Origin of the sequence: Hyphomicrobium album, assembly GCF_009708035.1 — a bacterium.
In the GTDB taxonomy this organism is placed as follows: Bacteria; Pseudomonadota; Alphaproteobacteria; order Rhizobiales; family Hyphomicrobiaceae; genus Hyphomicrobium_A; species Hyphomicrobium_A album.
Window position 1 is genome coordinate 385,607 of record NZ_WMBQ01000002.1, and the last position, 19,186, is coordinate 404,792.

Below are 19,186 nucleotides of genomic sequence, written 5' to 3' on the forward strand. Positions count from 1 at the left end.
GTCCCCGCTTCTTACTATCCTTGGTGGCCGCCCTGGCGGCGGCGCCGGTTGTCGCTTGCTCGGCGATGGCGCAGCCCGCTGAGAGCGAGGTCGTGTCGATCGAGAGCCTATTGAAGGAAGGCTGGCAGATCGCGGGCTATTCCGGCACAGCCGATGGCTGGTCTGCGTTTATTCTGTTTCGGCACCCCAGCGAGCCATATCTGGTGCAGTGCCGCGCCGGCTACGACGTGACGCGCGAAAAGCGCGTGCAAACCAACTGCTATCGGCTGCGCTAAAAATAAAGGGCCGCGCGGTTTCCCGCGCGGCCCTTTGGTGCCAGCATTTGGTTGGCTGGTGTGGATGCAGGCGGCCGAGTCCTGGTCAGTCTTTCGTGAGCTTCGTCTTGCCGCTTGCGATCTCGGCCCACATCTGCGCCCCAAGCGTCGCTGCATAGTGCTCAGCGAGCTCCGGTTGGCTGAGACTGCGCAGCCTATCGATTTCGGACCAAGAGGCCATAAACTCCAGCAGTTTTTCACGCGATGACTTCGAATACGTATCGAACACAAAATCAAAGGCATCGAGCGGATGGTTGATGCCCTTCGACTCGGGCTTCAGCACTCCGAAGAACGTGTCGGGCGATCTCTTATAAGCTGCCATCTCGGCGTCGCTCAAAGCTACCTTGCAAAGTATGTGCTTTCCGTTCTCCAAGCGGTAGGTCCCGTAAGCTTCACTGTCCGGCGGCATGACTTCGCCGTCGACGAGCACCCCTGGAACATGGGTGCCATTGGCATCCGGCACCAGATACGTCTCGCCGACGCGGAGCCGTTCCTTCGGCAACGCGCCGCAGGTTTCCTCGGGCAGACGCTCGTCAAAGCTTTCGGGGATCAGCCGATGCGCCTCAATTGCCTTGAACAGCCAGTGTACCTCGATGTGTTTCTTGCGTGCCTTGTGCATCGCCAGCAGAGAAGCCGCGTTCCGACCCGGCGGGAAGTCATCGATCTTGAAGCCTCCGGCCACGAATTGCTCCACGCGCGCAGCGGCATCGAGCTCGTGCGCATAGGCGCGATTGGTGACGAACAGATAGGCCGACGGCGGGGATGAACCGTCAATCGTCAGCTCACGCTCACATATCTCAAGCTGCTCTTCCACATGCGGTAACCAAGCGGGCGTCCCATCCTCACGAGCCGCGTGCGCGCGGGCGAGTTCGATGAACACGATACGCGGATGCGCGACCTTCTTGCGCAACGCGCGAGCCAACTGCCCCCGGATCTTGGGCGGCTCCGCACTGCCCCCCGACCGTTTTGCCGCCGATGTCACCGCCTTAGCCTCAACCGAAAATTTCCGCCCCGTCTGTTTATGGGTCGCCGTGAACTCGCAATGTGAAGTGGTCGAGTCGCCCTCGTCTTCGAACTCGATTGCGAATCCCGCCTTGGCGAAGCAGCCGATCACGAAGGTTTCATAGACCGCGCCTTCGAACTGATCCGGGTTACGCAGGCGCTTCAAGAGCAACTCCGGAAGGACGGCATTATGCGCGCAGAGGTAAAGGTCATAAGCGAGGCCAAGATAGGCTCGCACCGCCCCGGTCATTACACCGGTAACAACATTTCCACTATTGCCCGCAAGCGCCCTAAGGTGCTCTTCGCGGACCTTCTCATGCCACTTGAAGAGGGGATGGCGGCGATCGGGGCTCTTGGCCAGCTCTGCCGCTCCCCATTCAACTGTCAGCACGTGCTTGACGTAGTGGAAGAGGAAGTCCGTGAAGGTTCGCCAGCGCGCGTCCCACAGCAGCTCGTCGCTAACGGCGACGAAGCGGTGCCCGCTATTCTCCCATGAGATGATTGGGCGCCCGAGCCCCTGCATCAGTCTCCGCTGATGCTCGCGCGCATCGTGTCGCCGCGCCACAAGCGCCATGTGCTCTTGTGCGGCCTGTTTCAAATTAGCCTGCTCGGTCATTAGACCTCCGGTCGCGCCCGCAACAGTGCTTGTGATTTTTGCTATTGCCGTGTGGACCCCGCTCGTTGCTCCTCGCCTTTGCCATCAACGTGCGCCGCGAGGGTGCTCTGTCAAGATGAGCATCGCGGAGACGTGTGGACACAGAAGGGCCGCGCGGTTTCCCGCGCGGCCCTTGTAGTGCCCATCAACCGATGACGGTTCAGCCCAGGCGCCGCTCCAGCGCGCTGAGCTCGTCGGCAAGCTGCTTCGGCAGTCTGTCGCCGAACGTCGCGTAGTGCTCGCGGATCGATGGCAGCTCCGCTTTCCAGCCTTCCTTGTCGACGCTGTTCAGCGCCTGCATGTCGGCCATGTTGACCTTCAGGCCCTTCACGTCGAGCGAGCCTTCCGCCGGCAGGCGGCCGATCGGCGTCTCGACCGCGCCGGCGTTGCCGTCGCAGCGCTCGAAGATCCACTTCAGCACGCGGCTGTTGTCGGAATAGCCGGGCCACATGAACTTGCCGGCCGCGTTTTTGCGGAACCAGTTCACCTGGAAGACCTTCGGCATCTTGGCGCCGCCCTTCTCGCCCACCTTCAGCCAATGGGCGAAATAATCGCCCATGTGGTAGCCGCAGAAGGGCAGCATCGCCATCGGGTCGCGGCGGATGTCGCCTTTGGCGTCGGCGGCGGCAGCGGTTTTTTCCGAGGCCATGATGGAGCCGAGGAAGGTGCCGTGCACCCAGTTGAGCGCTTCCATGACGAGCGGCACCGTCGAGGCGCGGCGGCCGCCGAACAGGATGGCGTCGATCGGCACGCCCTTGGGGTCCTCCCACTCCGCCGCGACGACCGGGCACTGGCCGGCAGGTGCGGTGAAGCGGGCGTTGGCGTGTGCCGCGGTGCGACCGCAGCCCGGCGTCCAGTTGCGGCGCATCCAGTCGACGAGATGGTCGGGCTGCTTCGCCGTCATGCCCTCCCACCACACGTCTCCGTCGTCGGTGAGGGCGACGTTCGAGTAGATGCAGTTCTCGGTCAGCGTGCGCATGGCGTTGAAGTTGGAATCGTTCGACGTGCCGGGCGCGACGCCGAAGAACCCGGTCTCCGGGTTGATCGCGTAGAGCCGGCCGTCCGCGCCGAACTTCATCCAGCAGATGTCGTCGCCGATGGTCTCCGCCGACCAGCCGGGGATGGTCGGCACCAGCATGGCGAGGTTGGTCTTGCCGCACGCCGACGGGAACGCGGCAGCAACGTACTTCACGCGCCCTTCCGGGTTGGTCAGCTTGAGGATGAGCATGTGCTCGGCCATCCAGCCTTCGTCGCGCGCCTTCACCGAAGCGATGCGCAGGGCGTGGCATTTCTTGCCGAGGAGGGCGTTGCCGCCGTAGCCGGAGCCGTAGGACCAGATCTCGCGCGTCTCGGGGAAGTGCGAGATGTACTTGGTCTTGTTGCACGGCCAGGGCACGTCGGCCGCCGTGGGTGTCGATAGCGGTGCGCCGACCGTATGCCGGCCGCGCACGAAGTCCTCCGAGTTGCCGAGCGCCTCCCACACCTTGGAGCCGACGCGGGTCATGATGTGCATGTTGGCGACGGCATAGGCGCTGTCAGTGACCATCACGCCGATGCCGGCGATGGGCGAGCCGATCGGACCCATGGAGTAAGGCACGACGTACATCGTGCGGCCGGCCATGGCGCCGTCGTAGAGCTTCGACAGCGTCACCTTCATCTCCGCCGGGTCGAACCAGTTGTTGGTCGGGCCGGCATCCTCCTTGGAGGCGGAGCAGATGTAGGTCTGGTCCTCGACGCGGGCGACGTCGAGCGGGTCGGAGCGCACGAGGATCGAGTTCGGGCGGAGCTCCTCGTTCAGCCGGATGGCGGTGCCGCCATCGACCAACGCCTTGAGCATCGCCTGGTATTCTTCTTTGCTGCCGTCGCACCAGTAGACGCTGTCGGGCTTGAACAGCGCGCGTGCTTCTTCGACGAATGCAAGGACTTTGGGGTTGGTGGTAGGTGCCGGGCCAGACGCGGCCCCCGAATTGATCGCAGTCTGAACATTCATTGGCAGCGTTTCCTCGAAGCTTTGGATTTTTTCAAAAGTGTCTGGCTTCGAAGGGCATCATTGCAACGGATCGAGCGGCAGGCAATCGCTCTCGTGCCGGCAGAGGCATATCCACGGCAGCGGGGGCCTTATCGAACACCTAATGGTGCAGTGCGGCGAAAGTCTTCGAGCGTTAAGGCCGGAAGCACGGCGCCGTCGAGGCGGCGCTCCCACCACGCGGCGCTTCCAGCAGGTGCGAAGCGATAGTCGTAAAGCTGCGCGCGTATGTACTTCGGCGGTCGCGCGCCGCCGGGCGTCTCGCGAAAGAGCGCCACGACATGCGGACTGCCTTCGAGCAGCCGCTGCATGAGCCGTTCGAGCCATCGTTGCTGTCCGGGGGCGCTATAGCCCGCAAACCAAAGCTGCCAATCGAGGCGCGGCTGGTACGGGATGTTCCACTTCGGAGCACGATCGACGGGGCCGGGAAGAAACGGCAGCACGTATTCGCGCCACGTTCGATTGTCGGCCGAACCTTCGAGGATGAGCACCGGGCGCGTCGTCGTCGTCGTCGCGAAGAGGCCGTAGGGATTGACGATGAGCAGCGGCGCCAGCGCTTCGGTCATCGCGCCGGCGAGCGGGATGTTGCGCCCGGTGAGCGAGGAGTAGACGAGGTTGACGCCGATCGGCACGACGATGACCGCCACCAGCGCCGCCAGCACCGGAGCGACGCGCCCCGGTCGCGGCGCCAGCGCGACTATGGCTGCAGCGAAGTCGGCGCCCATGAAGCGCCGCAGCACCTGATCGTCGAGCAGGAACAGGCACAACAGGATGGTCAGGAGGTTGAACCAGTTATAGCTGCCGGTCAGCATGATCAGCACCTGGAAGCCGATCACCAGCGCAGCGGCGAGCATGCGCGGGCGGCGCGGCAGGAAGATCAGCGCCACGGCGACAAGCTCGATGACGAGTGCCGCGGCAGTGCCCGCCGACAGCAGCCAGTGCGGCAGCTGCGCCGCGTAATAGGCGAGCGGCGACGGCAGCGGCTGCGTGAAAAAGTGATAGTCGAGCGCGGTGAGCTGCTGCCACGTCGGATCGCCCGACGCGAGCTTCACGAGCCCGGCGAGGAACAGGAAGCGGAACAGCAGCAGGCGGTAGAGCCACACGACGATGCGCGAGCCGCCCGTCAGAAATATCGCGAGAAAGCCCGCCTCCACCAGCAGCATGTCCCACTGGTAGGTCATGAAAATCTGGCCGGCGTAGACGAACGACAGGTAGAGCGCGAACAACCCGACAAGCGCGACGCGCTGCAGGATGCCAAGCGTCAGCAGCCCGGCGAGCGCGACGCCCAGCCAGGCGCCGGCGATCAGCGCCGCATCACTCGCGTCGAGCCAGAAGAGCGTCGGCAGGCGCCAATAGGCGTCGGTGCCCCACCCTTGGTGCGCGGCGTCGAGGTATTCGCCCAGCGGCAGGATGCCTTGCGCGCCGACAAGGCCGCGGATCTGCGCGGCGAGCGAAAGGAACGCGGCGAGATAGACGAGCCCCAGCCCGCGCAAGAACAGCCAGGCGACCAGGTCGTAGCGCTCGGGTTCGAGCTTTCGGCCCCAAAGAGCGTGCGTCAGCCAGGTGAGCAACCCGCGTCGCTGTGACAGGACCCGGTACGCGAGTTCACTCGCCGGTTCAAAGCCAGGTGCATGGCGATATAGCCACCACGAGGTGCCCCGCCCCGGTGCGTAGCTTAGCAGCTTGAACGTCGCCGCGGCGCCGGAGAGCACTTCGCCGCCCGGCTCGATAAGCTGGACCGCGTGCCGGAAGGCGTCTGCGGGGATGGCCGCAAACTCGCCCGCCGCCTCCTGGTACGAGCGGTAGACGACCGCGTCGCCCGTCAGCTGGCGCCAGTAATTCACCCACGTGCGGCAGATCCCGCAGTCGCCGTCGAAGATGAACGTCGCGCGCGCATCCGCCATGCGCGGGACTGTACAACATGCAGCACCGCGGCCGGGCCTTGACGCGACGGCCCGCGGGGGGCCTTATTCAGATTGCCAGCTGGCCGGACGGCCGCTGCCGGATTGCGGGCGTCTGTGGCCCATCGAGCAAACCCGGTGGAGGAAAGTCCGGGCTCCATGGAGACACGGTGACGGCTAACGGCCGCCGGGGGCGACCCCAGGGAAAGTGCCACAGAAAGCAAACCGCCTTCGGTTCGCCGGAGGTAAGGGTGAAAGGGTGCGGTAAGAGCGCACCGCGCGGCCGGCGACGGTCGTGGCAGGGCAAACCCCACCGGGAGCAAGACCAAATAGGGATGGCCGGGCGCGCGGCAACGCGGCGCCAGGTCCCGTCTTCAGACCCGCCATCCGGGTTGGTTGCTTGAGGCGCTCAGCAATGGGCGTCCCAGACGAATGGCCGTCGCGGAGGGAATCTTGGCCAACACTCGGCAAGCCGGTGTTGGGCTACCTTCCAGACAGAACCCGGCTTACAGGCCAGCTGGCAATTTACTTCCGGGAATTAGCAGTTGCGCAGACGCTTCTGGACGAAGCGATCCGACATCGTCGCAATTCGGATCAGGCGCCAATCGGACCTTAATTCACGGCGCTTTATCGCTTGATTTAGCTGCGAAATTTCAATTCGGCGGTAAACAATCCCGCTTAGCCTCACAGCACGGCTGATGGAGGTCTTTCAATGCGTAAACTGCTCACTGCTGTGCTGGCCGCTTCGGCTGGCGTCGCGGCTCTCGGCGCCACCGCCGGCGATGCCGACGCCCGCGCTTATCGCTGGTACCGCGACTATGCCCCGATGTATCCGCAGGTCTACTACGGCCCGCCCGTTCTCTACGTCGTGCCGCCTGCCTACGCGTACTATCCGCGTCCGGTCTATCAGGCTTGTTGCGGCTACGTGACCGGGCCCGCCGGCACCTACTACCCGCAGCCGGTCTACGTGCCGCGCCAGCGCTACGTGCAGCCGTACTACTACGCGCCGCGCCGCCGCGGCTGCTGCTACTGAGCCGCGGTCATCGTCACTTCGTCTTTCCACCTGCGACGAGCCACTTCGGATCGAACCATCGATCCGCCGGCCCGTCGTAGGGGAGACGGGTGATGTCCCAGTGGCGGATGTATTTGGCGTAGACGTCCCACACCACCGGGCCGCCGCCGATGAACACGACGCGGCCGGCAAACTTGGCCAGCGTCTCCTCCGGATCCATGTGCGAGCGCAGCTCGACGATCGTCATGTGCTGGCGCTCGTAATCGGGCACCGCGCGCGCCGTCGTCGGTCCGGCGAGCAGCACATGGCCTCGCGTCGTCCTGAAAAAATTGGCGACGTCCTCGCGAAACTCCGGCCCCTTGTTCCCCTCCCAGGGAAGGTGGCCGCCGAGGCCCAATTGGCCCGAAAGGCCGATGGCGCACATCGAGCGCACGTCAGGCATCTGCATCTTGAGAAATCCCGTCTTTTGCCGCTTGCCCGGCCATAGGCGCAGGCGCCCGGCGACGCAAGCTGCGTCCGCCGGTCCACACCCGTCTGTGCAACCAAACGTACCCGGGAAAAACCCTTAACAAACCATTGACGTCCATCTGATCCCATGCGATCCCATATTGGCCCGACCGCACCGGGCAGGGTCCCGTGGCTGGGCGCCGGTCCTGATCGAGGGCTCAGGGCCCCGAGCGACCGCCACGGCCCCCCGGCCGGTGCATCGGCAGACGAAGGCAAGGCCTTCGAACGTGCGTTGGTTTTTCGAGTGGTGCGCGAGGCCGGAACGAAGGGATGGACCGCTTTGTCTCGACATTCACAAACAAGATCGACGCCAAAGGCCGGGTCTCAATCCCAGCTCCCTTCCGCGCCGTTCTCGAGCGCGACGGCTATGCCTCTGGAGGCGCTGGCGGCATCTACTGCTACCCCGCGCTCGAAGCTCCGGCTCTCGATGCTGGCGGCGAGAGACTTGCAAAGAAGATCGATGGGCTTCTCGCGGGCCTGCCGGACTATTCGGACGAGCGCGATGAGCTCTCTGTCGCCCTCTATGGCGACGTCCAGGTTCTCGCGATCGACGGCGACGGCCGCATCAGCCTTCCTGAAGGCCTTCGCGCGCACGCCGGCCTTTCGACCCAAGTCACTTTTGTGGGCCTGGGTGACAAATTTCAGATGTGGAGCCCGGAACGCTTCGCCGAGCGGCGCGAGCGGGCGCGGGAGAAAGTCCACCAGACACGTAAGCTCTTCGGCGCGGGGAACCGTCTATCCTCAGACGAGGATGACGGAAGCGAAGGAGCACGGGGATGACGGCGCGCGGCCGGCCAGGAGGCAAATTCACTGAGCCTGGCCGCGCACGCCACATCCCCGTGCTGCTTTCGGAGGTGGTTGAAGGCCTCCGGCCCGTAGACGGTGCTACCTACATCGATGGAACGTTCGGCGCCGGCGGCTACACGCGCGCCATTCTCGAAGCTGCTGATTGCAGCGTCCTCGCGCTCGACCGCGACCCCAACGCCATTCTCGGCAGCCAATCCCTCAAGCGCGAGTTCGGTGACCGGCTGACGGTCGTCGAATCACGCTTCTCGGAACTGGACCTCGTCGCCCGCGAGCAGGACGTCAGCCCCGTCGATGGGATCGTGCTCGATATCGGCGTCTCATCGATGCAGCTCGACGTGGCGGAGCGCGGTTTCTCCTTCCAGGCCGAGGGACCGCTCGACATGCGCATGTCGTCGTCGGGGACGTCGGCCGCCGACGTCGTCAACAAGACCGATGAGGAAGCGCTGGCCAGCATTCTCTATGTGCTCGGCGAGGAGCGCCGCTCGCGCGCCATCGCCCGCGCCATCGTGAAGCTGCGCGCGGAAGCGCCGATCACCACCACGCGGCAGCTGGCTGAGATCGTCTCGCGCGCGGTCGGCGGTCGCCGCGGCGACCCGCAGCATCCGGCGACACAGACGTTCCAGGCGCTACGCATCTACGTGAACGACGAGTTGGGCGAGCTGGCGCGCGCGCTTTCAGCTGCCGAACGCTGTCTGAAGCCGGGCGGCCGCCTGGTGGTCGTGACCTTCCATTCGCTGGAAGACCGGATCGTGAAGCGCTTTTTGCAGGAGCGATCGGGCAAGGAATCGCAGGGTTCGCGGCATCTTCCTGCGCAATCGATAAAATCCGAGCCCCCAAGTTTTGAAATTGTTAACCGGCGCCCGTTAACACCTCAGAAAGAAGAACTCGAGGTAAACCCGCGCGCCAGATCGGCACGGCTGCGGGCGGCGGTGCGTACGCAAGCACCGGCATGGCCGCTCGACGAAGCAGAGCTCGGGGTGCCCGCGGTCGAGGACTAGCAACGGACGCTAGAGGGGGAGCGATGCGGATCATCATTCTCGGCGCACTGATGCTGACGCTGGCCAGCGCCTTCATTCTCTATTCCAGCAACTACGACACTCGGCAGCTTGAAGCGCGCGTCGAGCAGCAGGAGCGCGCCATCGAGAAGACGCGCGGCGACATCGCCGTGCTGAAGGCGGAACGCGCCCACCTCGCTCGTCCCGAGCGCATCGAGCCGCTCGCCCGCGCGCTCGGCCTCGGCCCGGCCTCCGAACAGCAGCTTGCGGCGACGCCTCAGGCGGCGCTCGACCGCGCGACGGCAACGGGCAGCGTCGCCGCTACCGGCAAGAAGAAGGGAAACTGAGTGAGCGCGGCGCCAGCCAGCGAGCACGAGACGGACGGCGGTGGCCAGCCCGGGGCAGGTGATCCGGGCGGCGCCAACGGTCCGCTGCGTACGCTCATAGCCACGGTGGTGATGGCGCTGTTCTTCATGGCCATCGGTGCCCAGCTCGTGCGCCTCGCCTTGGCGGGGCTCACCGACAGCTCCATTTCGCTGAGCGAGACCGTAGCGCAGAGCTACGCGCGCCCCGACATCGTCGATCGCAACGGGCGCCTGCTCGCCACCGACGTCGTGGCCTACTCGCTGTTCGCCGATCCGGCGCGCGTCCTCGACCGCGACGAGGTGATCGAGAAGCTCGCTGTCGTTTTCCCCGATCTCGACCGCAACGCGCTGCGCCGCGACCTCTCCGATCGGGACCGCCGCTTCGTGTGGGTTCGCCGCGGCTTGCCGCCGCGCACGGCACAAGCCGTGCACGACCTCGGGCTTCCCGGCCTCGACTTCCGCCGCGAGCTGCGTCGCGCCTATCCCGGCGGCAATCTCGCCGGCCACGTGCTCGGCTACGTCAACATCGACAACAAGGGCGTGTCGGGCATCGAGCGCTACGTCGACGACATCGTCGGCGTCGAAGCCGTGCAGAGCGCCACGCGCGCCGAACGCCCGCCCGTACGCCTGTCGCTCGACATCGGCGTCCAGCACGCGGTGGAGGCGGAGCTCGCCGACGCCGTCAAGCGCTACGAGGCGCAGGGTGCCGCCGGCATCGTGCTCGACGTCGACACCGGCGAGATCGTCGCCTCGGCGTCGCTGCCCGAGGTCGATCCGGCGCGGCCCAATATGGACAGTGCGCGCGCCGACAAGATTTCCGGCAGCACGTTCGAGCTCGGCTCCGTGTTCAAGACGCTCACTGTGGCGATGGCCATCGACCAGGCGTTGGCAACGCCCGAGACGATCGTCGACGTCCGCAAGGAGCTGAAATCAGGCGGCTTCACCATCAAGGATTTGCATCCGCTGCGCCGGCCGCTCACCGTGGCGGAGATATTCCTGCATTCCTCCAACGTCGGCGCCGCCATGCTGGCGCTGCAGGCCGGACCGGACCGCTTCCAAGCGTTCCTCCGCCACATGCAGCTCACCGACGCCATCAAGACGGAGGCGGGCAACGTCTCCCCGCCGCAGCTGCCGCCGCGCTGGGGCGAGACCGAGACGATCACCGCCTCGTATGGGCATGGCATCGCCTTGGCGCCCCTGCAGTTTGCCGCCGCGGCGTCGGCCGTCGTCAACGGCGGACGCAAGGTGACGCCGACCTATATCAAGCGCCCGTTCGATTCCGGCGTCGCCGACATTCCGCTCATGAGTGCCGCGACGAGCCAGAAGATGCGCGATTTGATGCGGCGCAACGTCGCCGAGCCGGCCGGCACCGGCAAGCGCGCCGACGTGCCCGGCTACCAGGTCGGCGGTAAGACCGGTACGGCGGAAATGCCGGGTGTTGGCGGCTACCGCGAAAAGGCGGTGATCTCGTCGTTCCTCGCAGCATTTCCTATGGATAAGCCGCGCTACCTCGTGTTCGTCATGCTGTTCGAGCCGACGGCGAACAAAGAAACGGGCGGCGAAGTGCTCGCTTCGCGCAATGCCGCGCCGACTACCGCGCGCGTCATCTCGCGCATCGGGCCGCTGCTCGGGATACTGCCCACGCAGGCCGCATTGTCGGGCAACTCGGGGCTGGCGTTTGACGCTGCCTCGCCCGCAAAATATGAAGCTCGGTGAGTGCCCGTCGATCGGGCCGTCGAGGCGTTGAGTTCCACACAGCACCAGTGTGATGATCGCGAAATTCGTTCTACATCTGCGGCACGAGGCGACGAATTTCGCGATCAGGACACTAGGAGAACCATGCTTCTCTCCTCGCTCATCGGGGCCGACGCTAACGCTCCGCCGGGTGCCGGCAACGTCGAAGTCGCCGGCATCACCTCCGACAGCCGCAGCGTGCGCCCGGGCTACGTGTTTGCCGCCATCGCCGGCAGCAAAGCCGACGGCGCGCGCTTCATCGGCGACGCCGTCGCCAGGGGCGCTGTGGCGGTCCTCGCCGGGCAAGACGCGGAAGTGAGTGTCGGCGACGTGCCGGTGCTGCGTGTCGCCGAGCCGCGCCGCCTGCTCGCGCTCATGGCCGCACGCTTCTACGGCCTGCAGCAGCCGGGTACCGTCGTCGCCGTTACCGGCACCAGCGGCAAAACGTCGGTCGCCGACTTCACGCGACAGATCTATGCGGCGCTCGGGCACAAGAGCGCTTCGCTCGGCACCATCGGCCTGATCAAGCCGGATGCAGCCGTCTATGGCTCGCTCACCACGCCGGATCCCGTGTCGCTCCACAAGACGCTGGCCGAGCTCGCCGCCGAGGGCGTCACGCACTTGGCGTTCGAGGCGTCGTCGCACGGGCTCGATCAGCACCGCCTCGATGGCGTGGTCATCAAGGCCGCCGGCTTCACCAATCTCGGCCGCGACCACCTCGACTATCATCCGACGCTGGAAGCCTATCTTGCCGCCAAGCTGCGTCTCTTCTCCGAGCTGCTCCCCGAGGATGGAACGGCGGTGATCAATGTCGACGCCGACGGCGGCGCGCGCGCCGTCGAGGTCGCCGAGGACGCGGGCCGCCGCGTCTTCACGGTCGGCCGCTCCGGCGGGACACTGAAGCTCGAGCGGCTGGTGCGCGAAGGCTTCGCGCAGCGCATGTCCGTGGCGCACGAAGGCCGCGTGTTCGATATCCGCCTGCCGCTGCTCGGCGAGTACCAGGCGTCGAACGCACTCGTCGCCGCCGGTCTCGCCATCGCCACCGGCGAGGTCGCCGGACGGGTGCTGCCGGCTTTGCAGGGACTGAAGGGCGTCAAGGGCCGGCTGGAAATCATCGGCGAAGTGCGCGGCGGCCTGGCGGCCGTCGACTACGCCCACAAGCCCGAAGCGCTCGCCGCCATTCTCGACGCGCTACGCCCATTCGCCACCGGCAAGCTCATTTGCGTCATGGGCTGCGGCGGCGACCGCGACAAGGGCAAGCGTCCGATCATGGGCGGCATTGCCGTCGCCAAGGCCGATGTCGTCATCGTCACCGACGACAACCCGCGCACCGAGAAGCCAGCGGCGATCCGCGCCGAGATCCTCGCCGCCGCCCCCGGCGCCCGCGAGATCGGCGACCGCGCCGAGGCGATCGCCGCGGGCGTGGCCATGCTGGGCCCGGGCGATGTTCTGGTCGTCGCCGGCAAGGGCCACGAAACCGGTCAGATCGTCGGCGACAAAGTGCTGCCCTTCTCGGACCACGACGAGGTCCGCAAAGCATTGGAGCACGGCTGACCCAAATGACCGGAGCGCTGTGGACGTGGGAAGACCTGGTGCCCGCCGCCATCGGCGCGGCCGACGGCACGCCGTCGGCACCCATTGCCGGCTTCTCGATCGATACGCGGTCGCTGCAACCCGGCGAGGTGTTCGTCGCCCTGCGTGACGTGCGCGACGGGCACGACTTCGTGCTGCAGGCGTTTCGTCAGGGAGCTGCCGCGGCGCTGGTTTCGACGGAATACAAGCGCGTCGACGGCGATGGCCCGCTCTTGCGCGTGCTCGATACGCTCGAAGGTTTGCGCAGCATCGCCGCTGCGGCGCGCCGGCGTAGCGATGCGCGCATCGTTGCCGTCACCGGCAGTGTCGGCAAGACCGGCACGAAAGAGGCGTTGCGCAACTGCCTATCGCGCTTGGCGCCGACACATGCGGCCGAAAAGTCCTTCAACAATCACTGGGGCGTGCCGCTGACGCTCGCGCGCATGCCGGCCGGTGTCCGCTACGGCGTGTTCGAGATCGGCATGAACCACGCCGGCGAGATCACGCCGCTGACGGCGCTCGTGCGCCCGCATGTCGCCATTGTGACAACCGTCGAGCCGGTGCATCTGGAATTCTTCGGCACCACCGACAAGATCGCCGAGGCCAAGGCGGAGATCTTTTCCGGTCTGGAGCCGGGCGGCGTCGCCATTCTCCCGCGCGACAACCAGCACTTCGATCTGCTTGCGCGCCGCGCGCATGAGCATGGCGCCCGCATCGTCTCCTTCGGCCGCCATGAAAACGCCGATGTCCGCCCGGAAGTCTTCGCCCTCGATGCCGAGGGGACGAACGTGGCGGTCGACATTGGCGGACGCCGCATCGCCTATCGCATCGGCGCACCGGGGGCACACCTTGCTCAGAACTCGCTGGCCGTCGTCGCCGCGCTCGACGCGCTCGATGCCGATGTCGAGAAGGCCGTCGGCGCACTCTCCGAGATGCGCGCTGCCAAGGGCCGTGGGGCCCGTCAGGAAATCGCGCTGGGAAGCGGTCCGCTCCTGCTCATCGATGAAAGCTACAACGCCAACCCGGCCTCGATGCGCTCCGCCCTCGCCGCCATGGCGACCGTGCCGCGCACGCGATTTGCCCGTCGCATCGCGGTGTTAGGCGACATGCTGGAGCTCGGCGAGAACTCGGGCACGCTGCACGCGGCCCTCAACGAGCCGGTTGACGCGGCCGAGGTCGATCTGGTCTTTGCCTGTGGCCCCAACATGCAGCGTCTCTTCGAGGCGCTGCCGCAGGCGCGCCGGGGGGCCTGGGCGCCAACGTCGGACGGAATTGTCGCGGCGGTGACGGAGACAGTGCGCGGCGGCGACGTGGTAATGATCAAGGGCTCGCTGGGCTCGCGCATGGCGCCGATCGTCGAGGCGCTGATTGCCAAGAGCGACAGGGAGCGCGTGCGGTCGTAAGTCAGGCCGCGCCGCGGGGGAGATGGCAGATGCCGTTCGGAGAGTTGGATGCTGTATGAACTGGTGAGCTTCAGCGACCAGATTGGTGTGCTGAACGTCTTCAAATACATCACCTTCCGGACCGGCGGCGCGATCTTCACCGCGCTACTTTTCGTCATGCTGTTCGGCCCCGGCATCATCGACCTGCTCCGCGTCAAGCAGGGCAAGGGTCAGCCGATCCGCGACGACGGTCCGAAGTCGCATCTCGCCAAGGTCGGCACGCCGACCATGGGCGGCCTCATGATCCTCGCCGGCGTCACCGTCTCGACGCTGCTGTGGGCAAACCTCGGCAACCCTTACATCTGGATCGTGCTGGGCGTGACGCTGGGCTACGGCGCCATCGGCTTCTATGACGACTACTTGAAGGTGACGCGCCGCACGTCTTCCGGCTTCTCCAGCCGCATACGCCTCGGGCTGGAAATCCTCATCGCCGCGGTGGCGACCGGCTTCGTCATGTATCTGGGGCCGCCGGAGATCAGCAAGGTGCTGACCTTACCGTTCTTCAAGAACGCGGTGCTCGACCTCGGGATATTCTTCGTCGTGGTCGGCGTGCTCACCATTGCCGGCGCCGGCAACGCTGTGAACCTCACCGACGGCCTCGACGGCCTCGCCATCGTACCGGTGATGATCGCCGCCGCCACCTTCGGCCTCATCGCCTACCTCATCGGCAATGCCAAATTCGCCCAGTACCTGCAGATCCACTATGTCGCCGGCACCGGCGAACTCGCCATCATCTGCGGCGCGCTGATCGGCGCAGGCCTGGGCTTCCTATGGTTCAACGCGCCGCCCGCCATGATCTTCATGGGCGATACGGGTTCGCTGGCGCTCGGCGGCGCCCTGGGCGCCATAGCCGTCGCCACCAAGCACGAGATCGTGCTCGCCATCGTGGGCGGTCTGTTCGTGCTCGAGACGCTCTCCGTCATCATTCAGGTGGCCTCCTACAAGGCGACCGGAAAGCGCGTGTTCCGGATGGCGCCGCTGCACCACCACTACGAGCAGCAGGGCTGGCAGGAATCGACCGTCGTGGTGCGCTTCTGGATCATTTCCGTGATCCTGGCGCTGGTTGGCCTCGCTACCCTGAAGCTGCGCTAAGCCTTGGACGTCAATCGGCTCCACTTGCGTTAGATTTCCGCCCATGATTCGCATCACAACGCTCGCGGGCAGGCGCGTCGCCGTATTCGGGCTGGGGGCGTCCGGCATCGCCACGGCGAAAGCCCTCGTCGAAGGCGGCGCCGACGTCGTGTGCAGCGACGACAGCGCCGCGGGCGTCGAGGCCGCCGCTGCGGCCGGATTGAAGACCGCCGACCTCAAGGACGCGAACTGGGCGGTATTCACCGTTCTCGTTCTGGCTCCCGGCGTGCCGCTCACCCACCCCGCGCCGCACTGGACCGTGCGCGCCGCCAGGCTGGCGGGCGTGGACGTGATCGGCGACCTGGAGCTCTTCTGCCGCGAACGCCGGCTGCAAAATTTCGACGTGCCGCTCGTCTGCATCACCGGCACCAACGGCAAGTCGACGACCACGGCCCTCACCGCGCACCTCCTCAAAGAGGCCGGACGCGATACGGAGGTCGGGGGCAACATCGGCACCGCCATGCTGTCGCTCGGTGAGTTCAAGCCGGGCCGCCACTACGTCATCGAGTGCTCGTCCTACCAGATCGACCTGGCGCCGAGCCTCGATGCCTCCGTCGGAGTCTTGCTCAACGTCACGCCCGATCATCTCGACCGGCATGGCACCATCGAAAACTACGCGGCGGTGAAGGCCCAGCTAGTGCTGGGTGCTGCTCGCGCCGTCGTCGGCGTCGACGACAAGTATTGCCGCGCCATCGCCGAGAAGCTGATCGCCACCAAGGGTGCCGACAAGGTCCTGCGCATCTCCGCGCGCGCCGACGCTGAATGCGACGTCGGCGCCGATGGCGGCAAGGTCGTGCTGCGCCAGGGCGGGGCGACGACCGAGATCGCCGACCTCGCAGGCGTCGGCTCGCTGCGCGGGGCGCACAACGCGGAGAACGCCTGCGCCACCGCCGCGGCGCTTCTGTCGCTGCCGCAGCCGCTCACTGCTGCCGAGATCGCGGGCGGCATGAAGACGTTCCCCGGTCTCGCGCATCGGATGGAGGAGCTAGGCCACCAGGGACGCACGCTGTTCGTCAACGACAGCAAGGCGACCAACGCGGATTCGACCGAGAAGGCGCTGCTGTCGTTTCCGCGCGATATCTTTTGGATCCTTGGCGGCAAGCCGAAGTCGGGCGGCATCACCGCGCTCACCCCATATTTCGATCGTGTCGCCAAGGCGTACTTGATCGGCGAGGCGACGGAGGAGTTTGCCGCGACGCTCGAAGGCAAGGTGGCGTTCGACCGCTGCGGCACCCTGGATGCCGCCACTGCCGCTGCAGCACGCGACGCAGCCGCTGCCTCCGGCGAGCCCGTCGTGCTTCTCTCCCCCGCCTGCGCCTCGTTCGACCAGTACCGCAATTTCGAGGTGCGGGGCGACGCCTTCCGCGCCCTCGTTGCCGCCCTCCCCGGGATCAGCATGAAGCGGGGCGGTGCATGAGGCTGTCGCGCGCCGACCGCAGCCGCGTCGCCGACTGGTGGTTCACCGTCGATCACGTGCTCGTCGGCGCCATCCTCGCCCTGGTCGCGGCGGGTTTGATCCTGTCGCTGGCCGCAAGCCCCGCCGTCGCCATCCGCAAGGGACTGCCGACCTACTACTTCGTCGAGCGCCACCTGCTCTTTTCCGCCCTCGGCGTGCTCATCATGCTGACGGTGTCGTTGTTCCCGCCGCGCGGCGTGCGCCGCTTGGCGCTCGGATTGTTCGCCGTATCCATGGCGGGCCTCGTCGCGGTCTACTTCGTCGGCCCGGAAATCCACGGCGCGCAACGCTGGCTCGCCATCGGCGGCCATTCGATCCAGCCGTCCGAGTTCGCCAAGCCCGGCTTCGTCGTCGTCTCCGCCTGGCTGTTCGCCGAGAGCCAGCGGCGCGCCGACATGCCGGCGCTGCCGCTCGCCATTCTCGTTGCCGTCTGCTTCACGGGGCTCTTGATCGCGCAGCCGGACGTCGGGCAGACGCTGCTCGTCACTGCCGTGTGGGGCACGCTCTACTATCTGTCGGGGCAGGCATTGCTCGGCGCCGGCATCATCGGCGTTTGCGGGGCGATGGGGCTCGTCTTCGCCTACTCGACTTTCGCGCACGTGCGCTTCCGCATCGACAAGTTCTTCTCGCCGACGCCGGGCGACAACTCGCAGCTCGACCGCGCCATGCGCTCGTTCTCCGAGGGCGGATTTCTCGGCCGCGGTCCCGGCGAAGGCACGATCAAAACGGCGCTGCCCGACGCGCACACGGACTTCATCTTCGCCGTCGTCGCCGAGGAATACGGCGTCATTGCCTGCCTCGTGCTGCTCGGCCTCTTCGCCTTCATCGTCATGCGCGCGCTCATCGCCGCGGCGCAGGAGAAGGACGCCGCCACGCGCCTGTCGATCCAGGGGCTGGCGCTGCTGTTCGGCCTGCAGGCGCTCATCAACATGGGTGTCAATGTCGGGCTGTTGCCGGCCAAAGGCATCACCCTGCCATTCGTCTCGTCGGGCGGCTCGTCGATGATCGCCGTGTCGATCACGCTCGGCATGCTGCTCGCCCTGACGCGGCACCGTCCGGACGTCGCGCGCGTCAAGAAACCCCCGCTGCTGCCCGACGTTGTCGGTCTGCACCCAACCGGACCCGTACAAAAGTGAATAAGCAGATCGGATCGGTTCTCCTCGCCGCGGGCGGCACGGGCGGGCATCTCTTCCCCGCCCAGGCGCTGGCCGAGGAGCTTGCGCGCCGCGGCATCCCCGTCGATCTCGCGACCGACATGCGCGGCGACCGGTACGGCACCGGCTTTCCGGCGCGCAGCATCCACCGCCTGCCGTCGGCGACGATCGGCTCGAAGTCGCCCGTTGCCGTCGCCCGCACCGCGCTCATGCTGTCGCGCGGGATCGTTGCCTCGTTCAGTCTCCTCGGCACGCTGAAGCCCAGGGTGGTCGTCGGCTTCGGCGGCTATCCGACCTTTGCGCCGTTGAAGGCGGCGCAACTGCGTGGCATCCCCACGCTACTGCATGAGCAGAACGCCGTCCTCGGCCGCGCCAACAAGATGCTCGCCAAGGGTGTCACCGGCATCGCCACGTCGTTCGCGGCGACCAAGTATCTCGCGCCCGAGCTTGCCTCCAAGGCGCGGCTCACCGGCAATCCCGTCCGCACCTCCGTCATCGAGGCGGCGCGCCGCCCGTACTGGAAGCCGCAGGCCAACGGGCGCGTGTCGCTCCTCGTGTTCGGCGGGAGCCAGGGCGCCCGCTTCTTCTCCGAGGCGGTGCCGCCCGCTCTGGCGCTCTTGCCCATGGAGTTGCGTCACCGGCTCGAGGTGGTGCAGCAGGCCCGTGCCGAGGATGCCGAAGGCGTTTCCGCCGCTTATCGCGCCAGCGGCATCAATGCCGAGGTGTCGCACTTCTTCTCAGACCTGCCCGAGCGCATGGCCAAGGCGCAGCTCGTCGTCGGCCGTTCCGGTGCGTCGACGGTCGCTGAGTTAACGGTGGTCGGCCGCCCATCGATCCTGGTCCCGCTGCCGCACGCGCTCGACAATGATCAGCTCCAGAACGCGTCCCGTCTTGCCGAATCAGGTGCGGCTTGGTGTATCGAACAGAAGGATTTGTCGCCGCAGCGCCTTGCGCGGGACATCGGTAAGCTGTTGGGTGATCCAGATGCGTTGGCCACGGCCGCCGACGCCGCCAAAAAACTCGGCCGGCCGGACGCGGTGGGACGCCTGGCCGATCTCACCGAGGAGTTGATGCGGTCGGGTCGAGTAGGGGGCTAAGGGGCGCCCCCGCCAT

General features: G+C 66.4%; 16 protein-coding genes and 1 other RNA gene. 13 read left to right on the forward strand and 4 right to left on the reverse strand.

Features of this window, described 5'->3' with window-relative positions:
- The first annotated feature begins 65 nt into the window (after positions 1–65).
- A complete protein-coding gene (locus GIW81_RS14000; protein ID WP_154739992.1) occupies positions 66–275 on the forward strand; it encodes a hypothetical protein in 210 nt (69 codons plus the stop codon).
- A gap of 85 nt (positions 276–360) precedes the next feature.
- Here GIW81_RS14000 and GIW81_RS14005 read toward each other — a convergent pair whose 3' ends face one another.
- The 3 genes from GIW81_RS14005 to GIW81_RS14015 form a co-directional block, all read right to left on the reverse strand.
- Entirely contained in the window at positions 361–1,932 is a 1,572-nt protein-coding gene (locus GIW81_RS14005) for a hypothetical protein (protein WP_154739993.1), read from the reverse strand.
- Positions 1,933–2,131: 199 nt separating this feature from the next.
- Entirely contained in the window at positions 2,132–3,961 is a 1,830-nt protein-coding gene (locus GIW81_RS14010; RefSeq protein ID WP_154739994.1) for a phosphoenolpyruvate carboxykinase (GTP), read from the reverse strand.
- A 128-nt stretch (positions 3,962–4,089) separates the two neighbouring features.
- Positions 4,090–5,901, reverse strand: a complete 1,812-nt coding sequence (locus GIW81_RS14015) for a lipase maturation factor family protein (protein WP_154739995.1) — start codon at positions 5,899–5,901, stop codon at positions 4,090–4,092.
- 75 nt (positions 5,902–5,976) lie between these two features.
- Between GIW81_RS14015 and rnpB the strand changes: the two genes are divergently transcribed.
- An RNA gene (rnpB, locus tag GIW81_RS14020) (RNase P RNA component class A) lies at positions 5,977–6,423 on the forward strand.
- A 187-nt stretch (positions 6,424–6,610) separates the two neighbouring features.
- Positions 6,611–6,931, forward strand: a complete 321-nt coding sequence (locus GIW81_RS14025; RefSeq protein ID WP_154739996.1) for a hypothetical protein — start codon at positions 6,611–6,613, stop codon at positions 6,929–6,931.
- Positions 6,932–6,944: 13 nt separating this feature from the next.
- Here the strand turns inward: GIW81_RS14025 and GIW81_RS14030 are convergent, their stop codons facing one another.
- Positions 6,945–7,358: a diacylglycerol kinase gene (locus GIW81_RS14030; protein WP_154739997.1), complete on the reverse strand. Its 414-nt coding sequence runs from the start codon at positions 7,356–7,358 to the stop codon at positions 6,945–6,947.
- Between the two features lie 329 nt (positions 7,359–7,687).
- On the opposite strand from GIW81_RS14030, the gene GIW81_RS14035 reads away from it, so the two are divergent.
- From GIW81_RS14035 to murG, 10 genes are all read left to right on the forward strand, one after another.
- A complete protein-coding gene (locus GIW81_RS14035) occupies positions 7,688–8,197 on the forward strand; it encodes a division/cell wall cluster transcriptional repressor MraZ (RefSeq protein WP_154739998.1) in 510 nt (169 codons plus the stop codon).
- On the forward strand, positions 8,194–9,222 hold the full coding sequence (gene rsmH, locus GIW81_RS14040) for a 16S rRNA (cytosine(1402)-N(4))-methyltransferase RsmH (protein WP_154739999.1): 1,029 nt from the start codon (positions 8,194–8,196) through the stop codon (positions 9,220–9,222). Before GIW81_RS14035 ends, rsmH begins: the two co-directional genes overlap by 4 nt.
- Before the next feature lie 23 nt (positions 9,223–9,245).
- The gene (gene ftsL / locus GIW81_RS14045) at positions 9,246–9,566 is read left to right on the forward strand and encodes a cell division protein FtsL (RefSeq protein WP_154740000.1); all 321 of its coding nucleotides are present in this window, start codon (positions 9,246–9,248) and stop codon (positions 9,564–9,566) included.
- Complete coding sequence (locus tag GIW81_RS14050) at positions 9,567–11,300, forward strand: peptidoglycan D,D-transpeptidase FtsI family protein (protein WP_324615039.1); 1,734 nt, start codon at positions 9,567–9,569, stop codon at positions 11,298–11,300.
- A 123-nt stretch (positions 11,301–11,423) separates the two neighbouring features.
- The gene (locus tag GIW81_RS14055; RefSeq protein WP_154740001.1) at positions 11,424–12,872 is read left to right on the forward strand and encodes a UDP-N-acetylmuramoyl-L-alanyl-D-glutamate--2,6-diaminopimelate ligase; all 1,449 of its coding nucleotides are present in this window, start codon (positions 11,424–11,426) and stop codon (positions 12,870–12,872) included.
- Between the two features lie 5 nt (positions 12,873–12,877).
- Positions 12,878–14,293, forward strand: a complete 1,416-nt coding sequence (locus GIW81_RS14060; protein WP_154740002.1) for a UDP-N-acetylmuramoylalanyl-D-glutamyl-2,6-diaminopimelate--D-alanyl-D-alanine ligase — start codon at positions 12,878–12,880, stop codon at positions 14,291–14,293.
- A 48-nt stretch (positions 14,294–14,341) separates the two neighbouring features.
- A complete protein-coding gene (mraY, locus tag GIW81_RS14065; protein WP_154740003.1) occupies positions 14,342–15,424 on the forward strand; it encodes a phospho-N-acetylmuramoyl-pentapeptide-transferase in 1,083 nt (360 codons plus the stop codon).
- A gap of 43 nt (positions 15,425–15,467) precedes the next feature.
- Entirely contained in the window at positions 15,468–16,880 is a 1,413-nt protein-coding gene (gene murD / locus GIW81_RS14070; protein WP_154740004.1) for a UDP-N-acetylmuramoyl-L-alanine--D-glutamate ligase, read from the forward strand.
- Positions 16,877–18,055: an FtsW/RodA/SpoVE family cell cycle protein gene (locus tag GIW81_RS14075; RefSeq protein ID WP_154740005.1), complete on the forward strand. Its 1,179-nt coding sequence runs from the start codon at positions 16,877–16,879 to the stop codon at positions 18,053–18,055. The genes murD and GIW81_RS14075 overlap by 4 nt, the downstream gene beginning before the upstream one ends.
- Positions 18,052–19,170: an undecaprenyldiphospho-muramoylpentapeptide beta-N-acetylglucosaminyltransferase gene (murG, locus tag GIW81_RS14080; protein ID WP_324615040.1), complete on the forward strand. Its 1,119-nt coding sequence runs from the start codon at positions 18,052–18,054 to the stop codon at positions 19,168–19,170. The genes GIW81_RS14075 and murG overlap by 4 nt, the downstream gene beginning before the upstream one ends.
- Positions 19,171–19,186 lie beyond the last annotated feature (16 nt).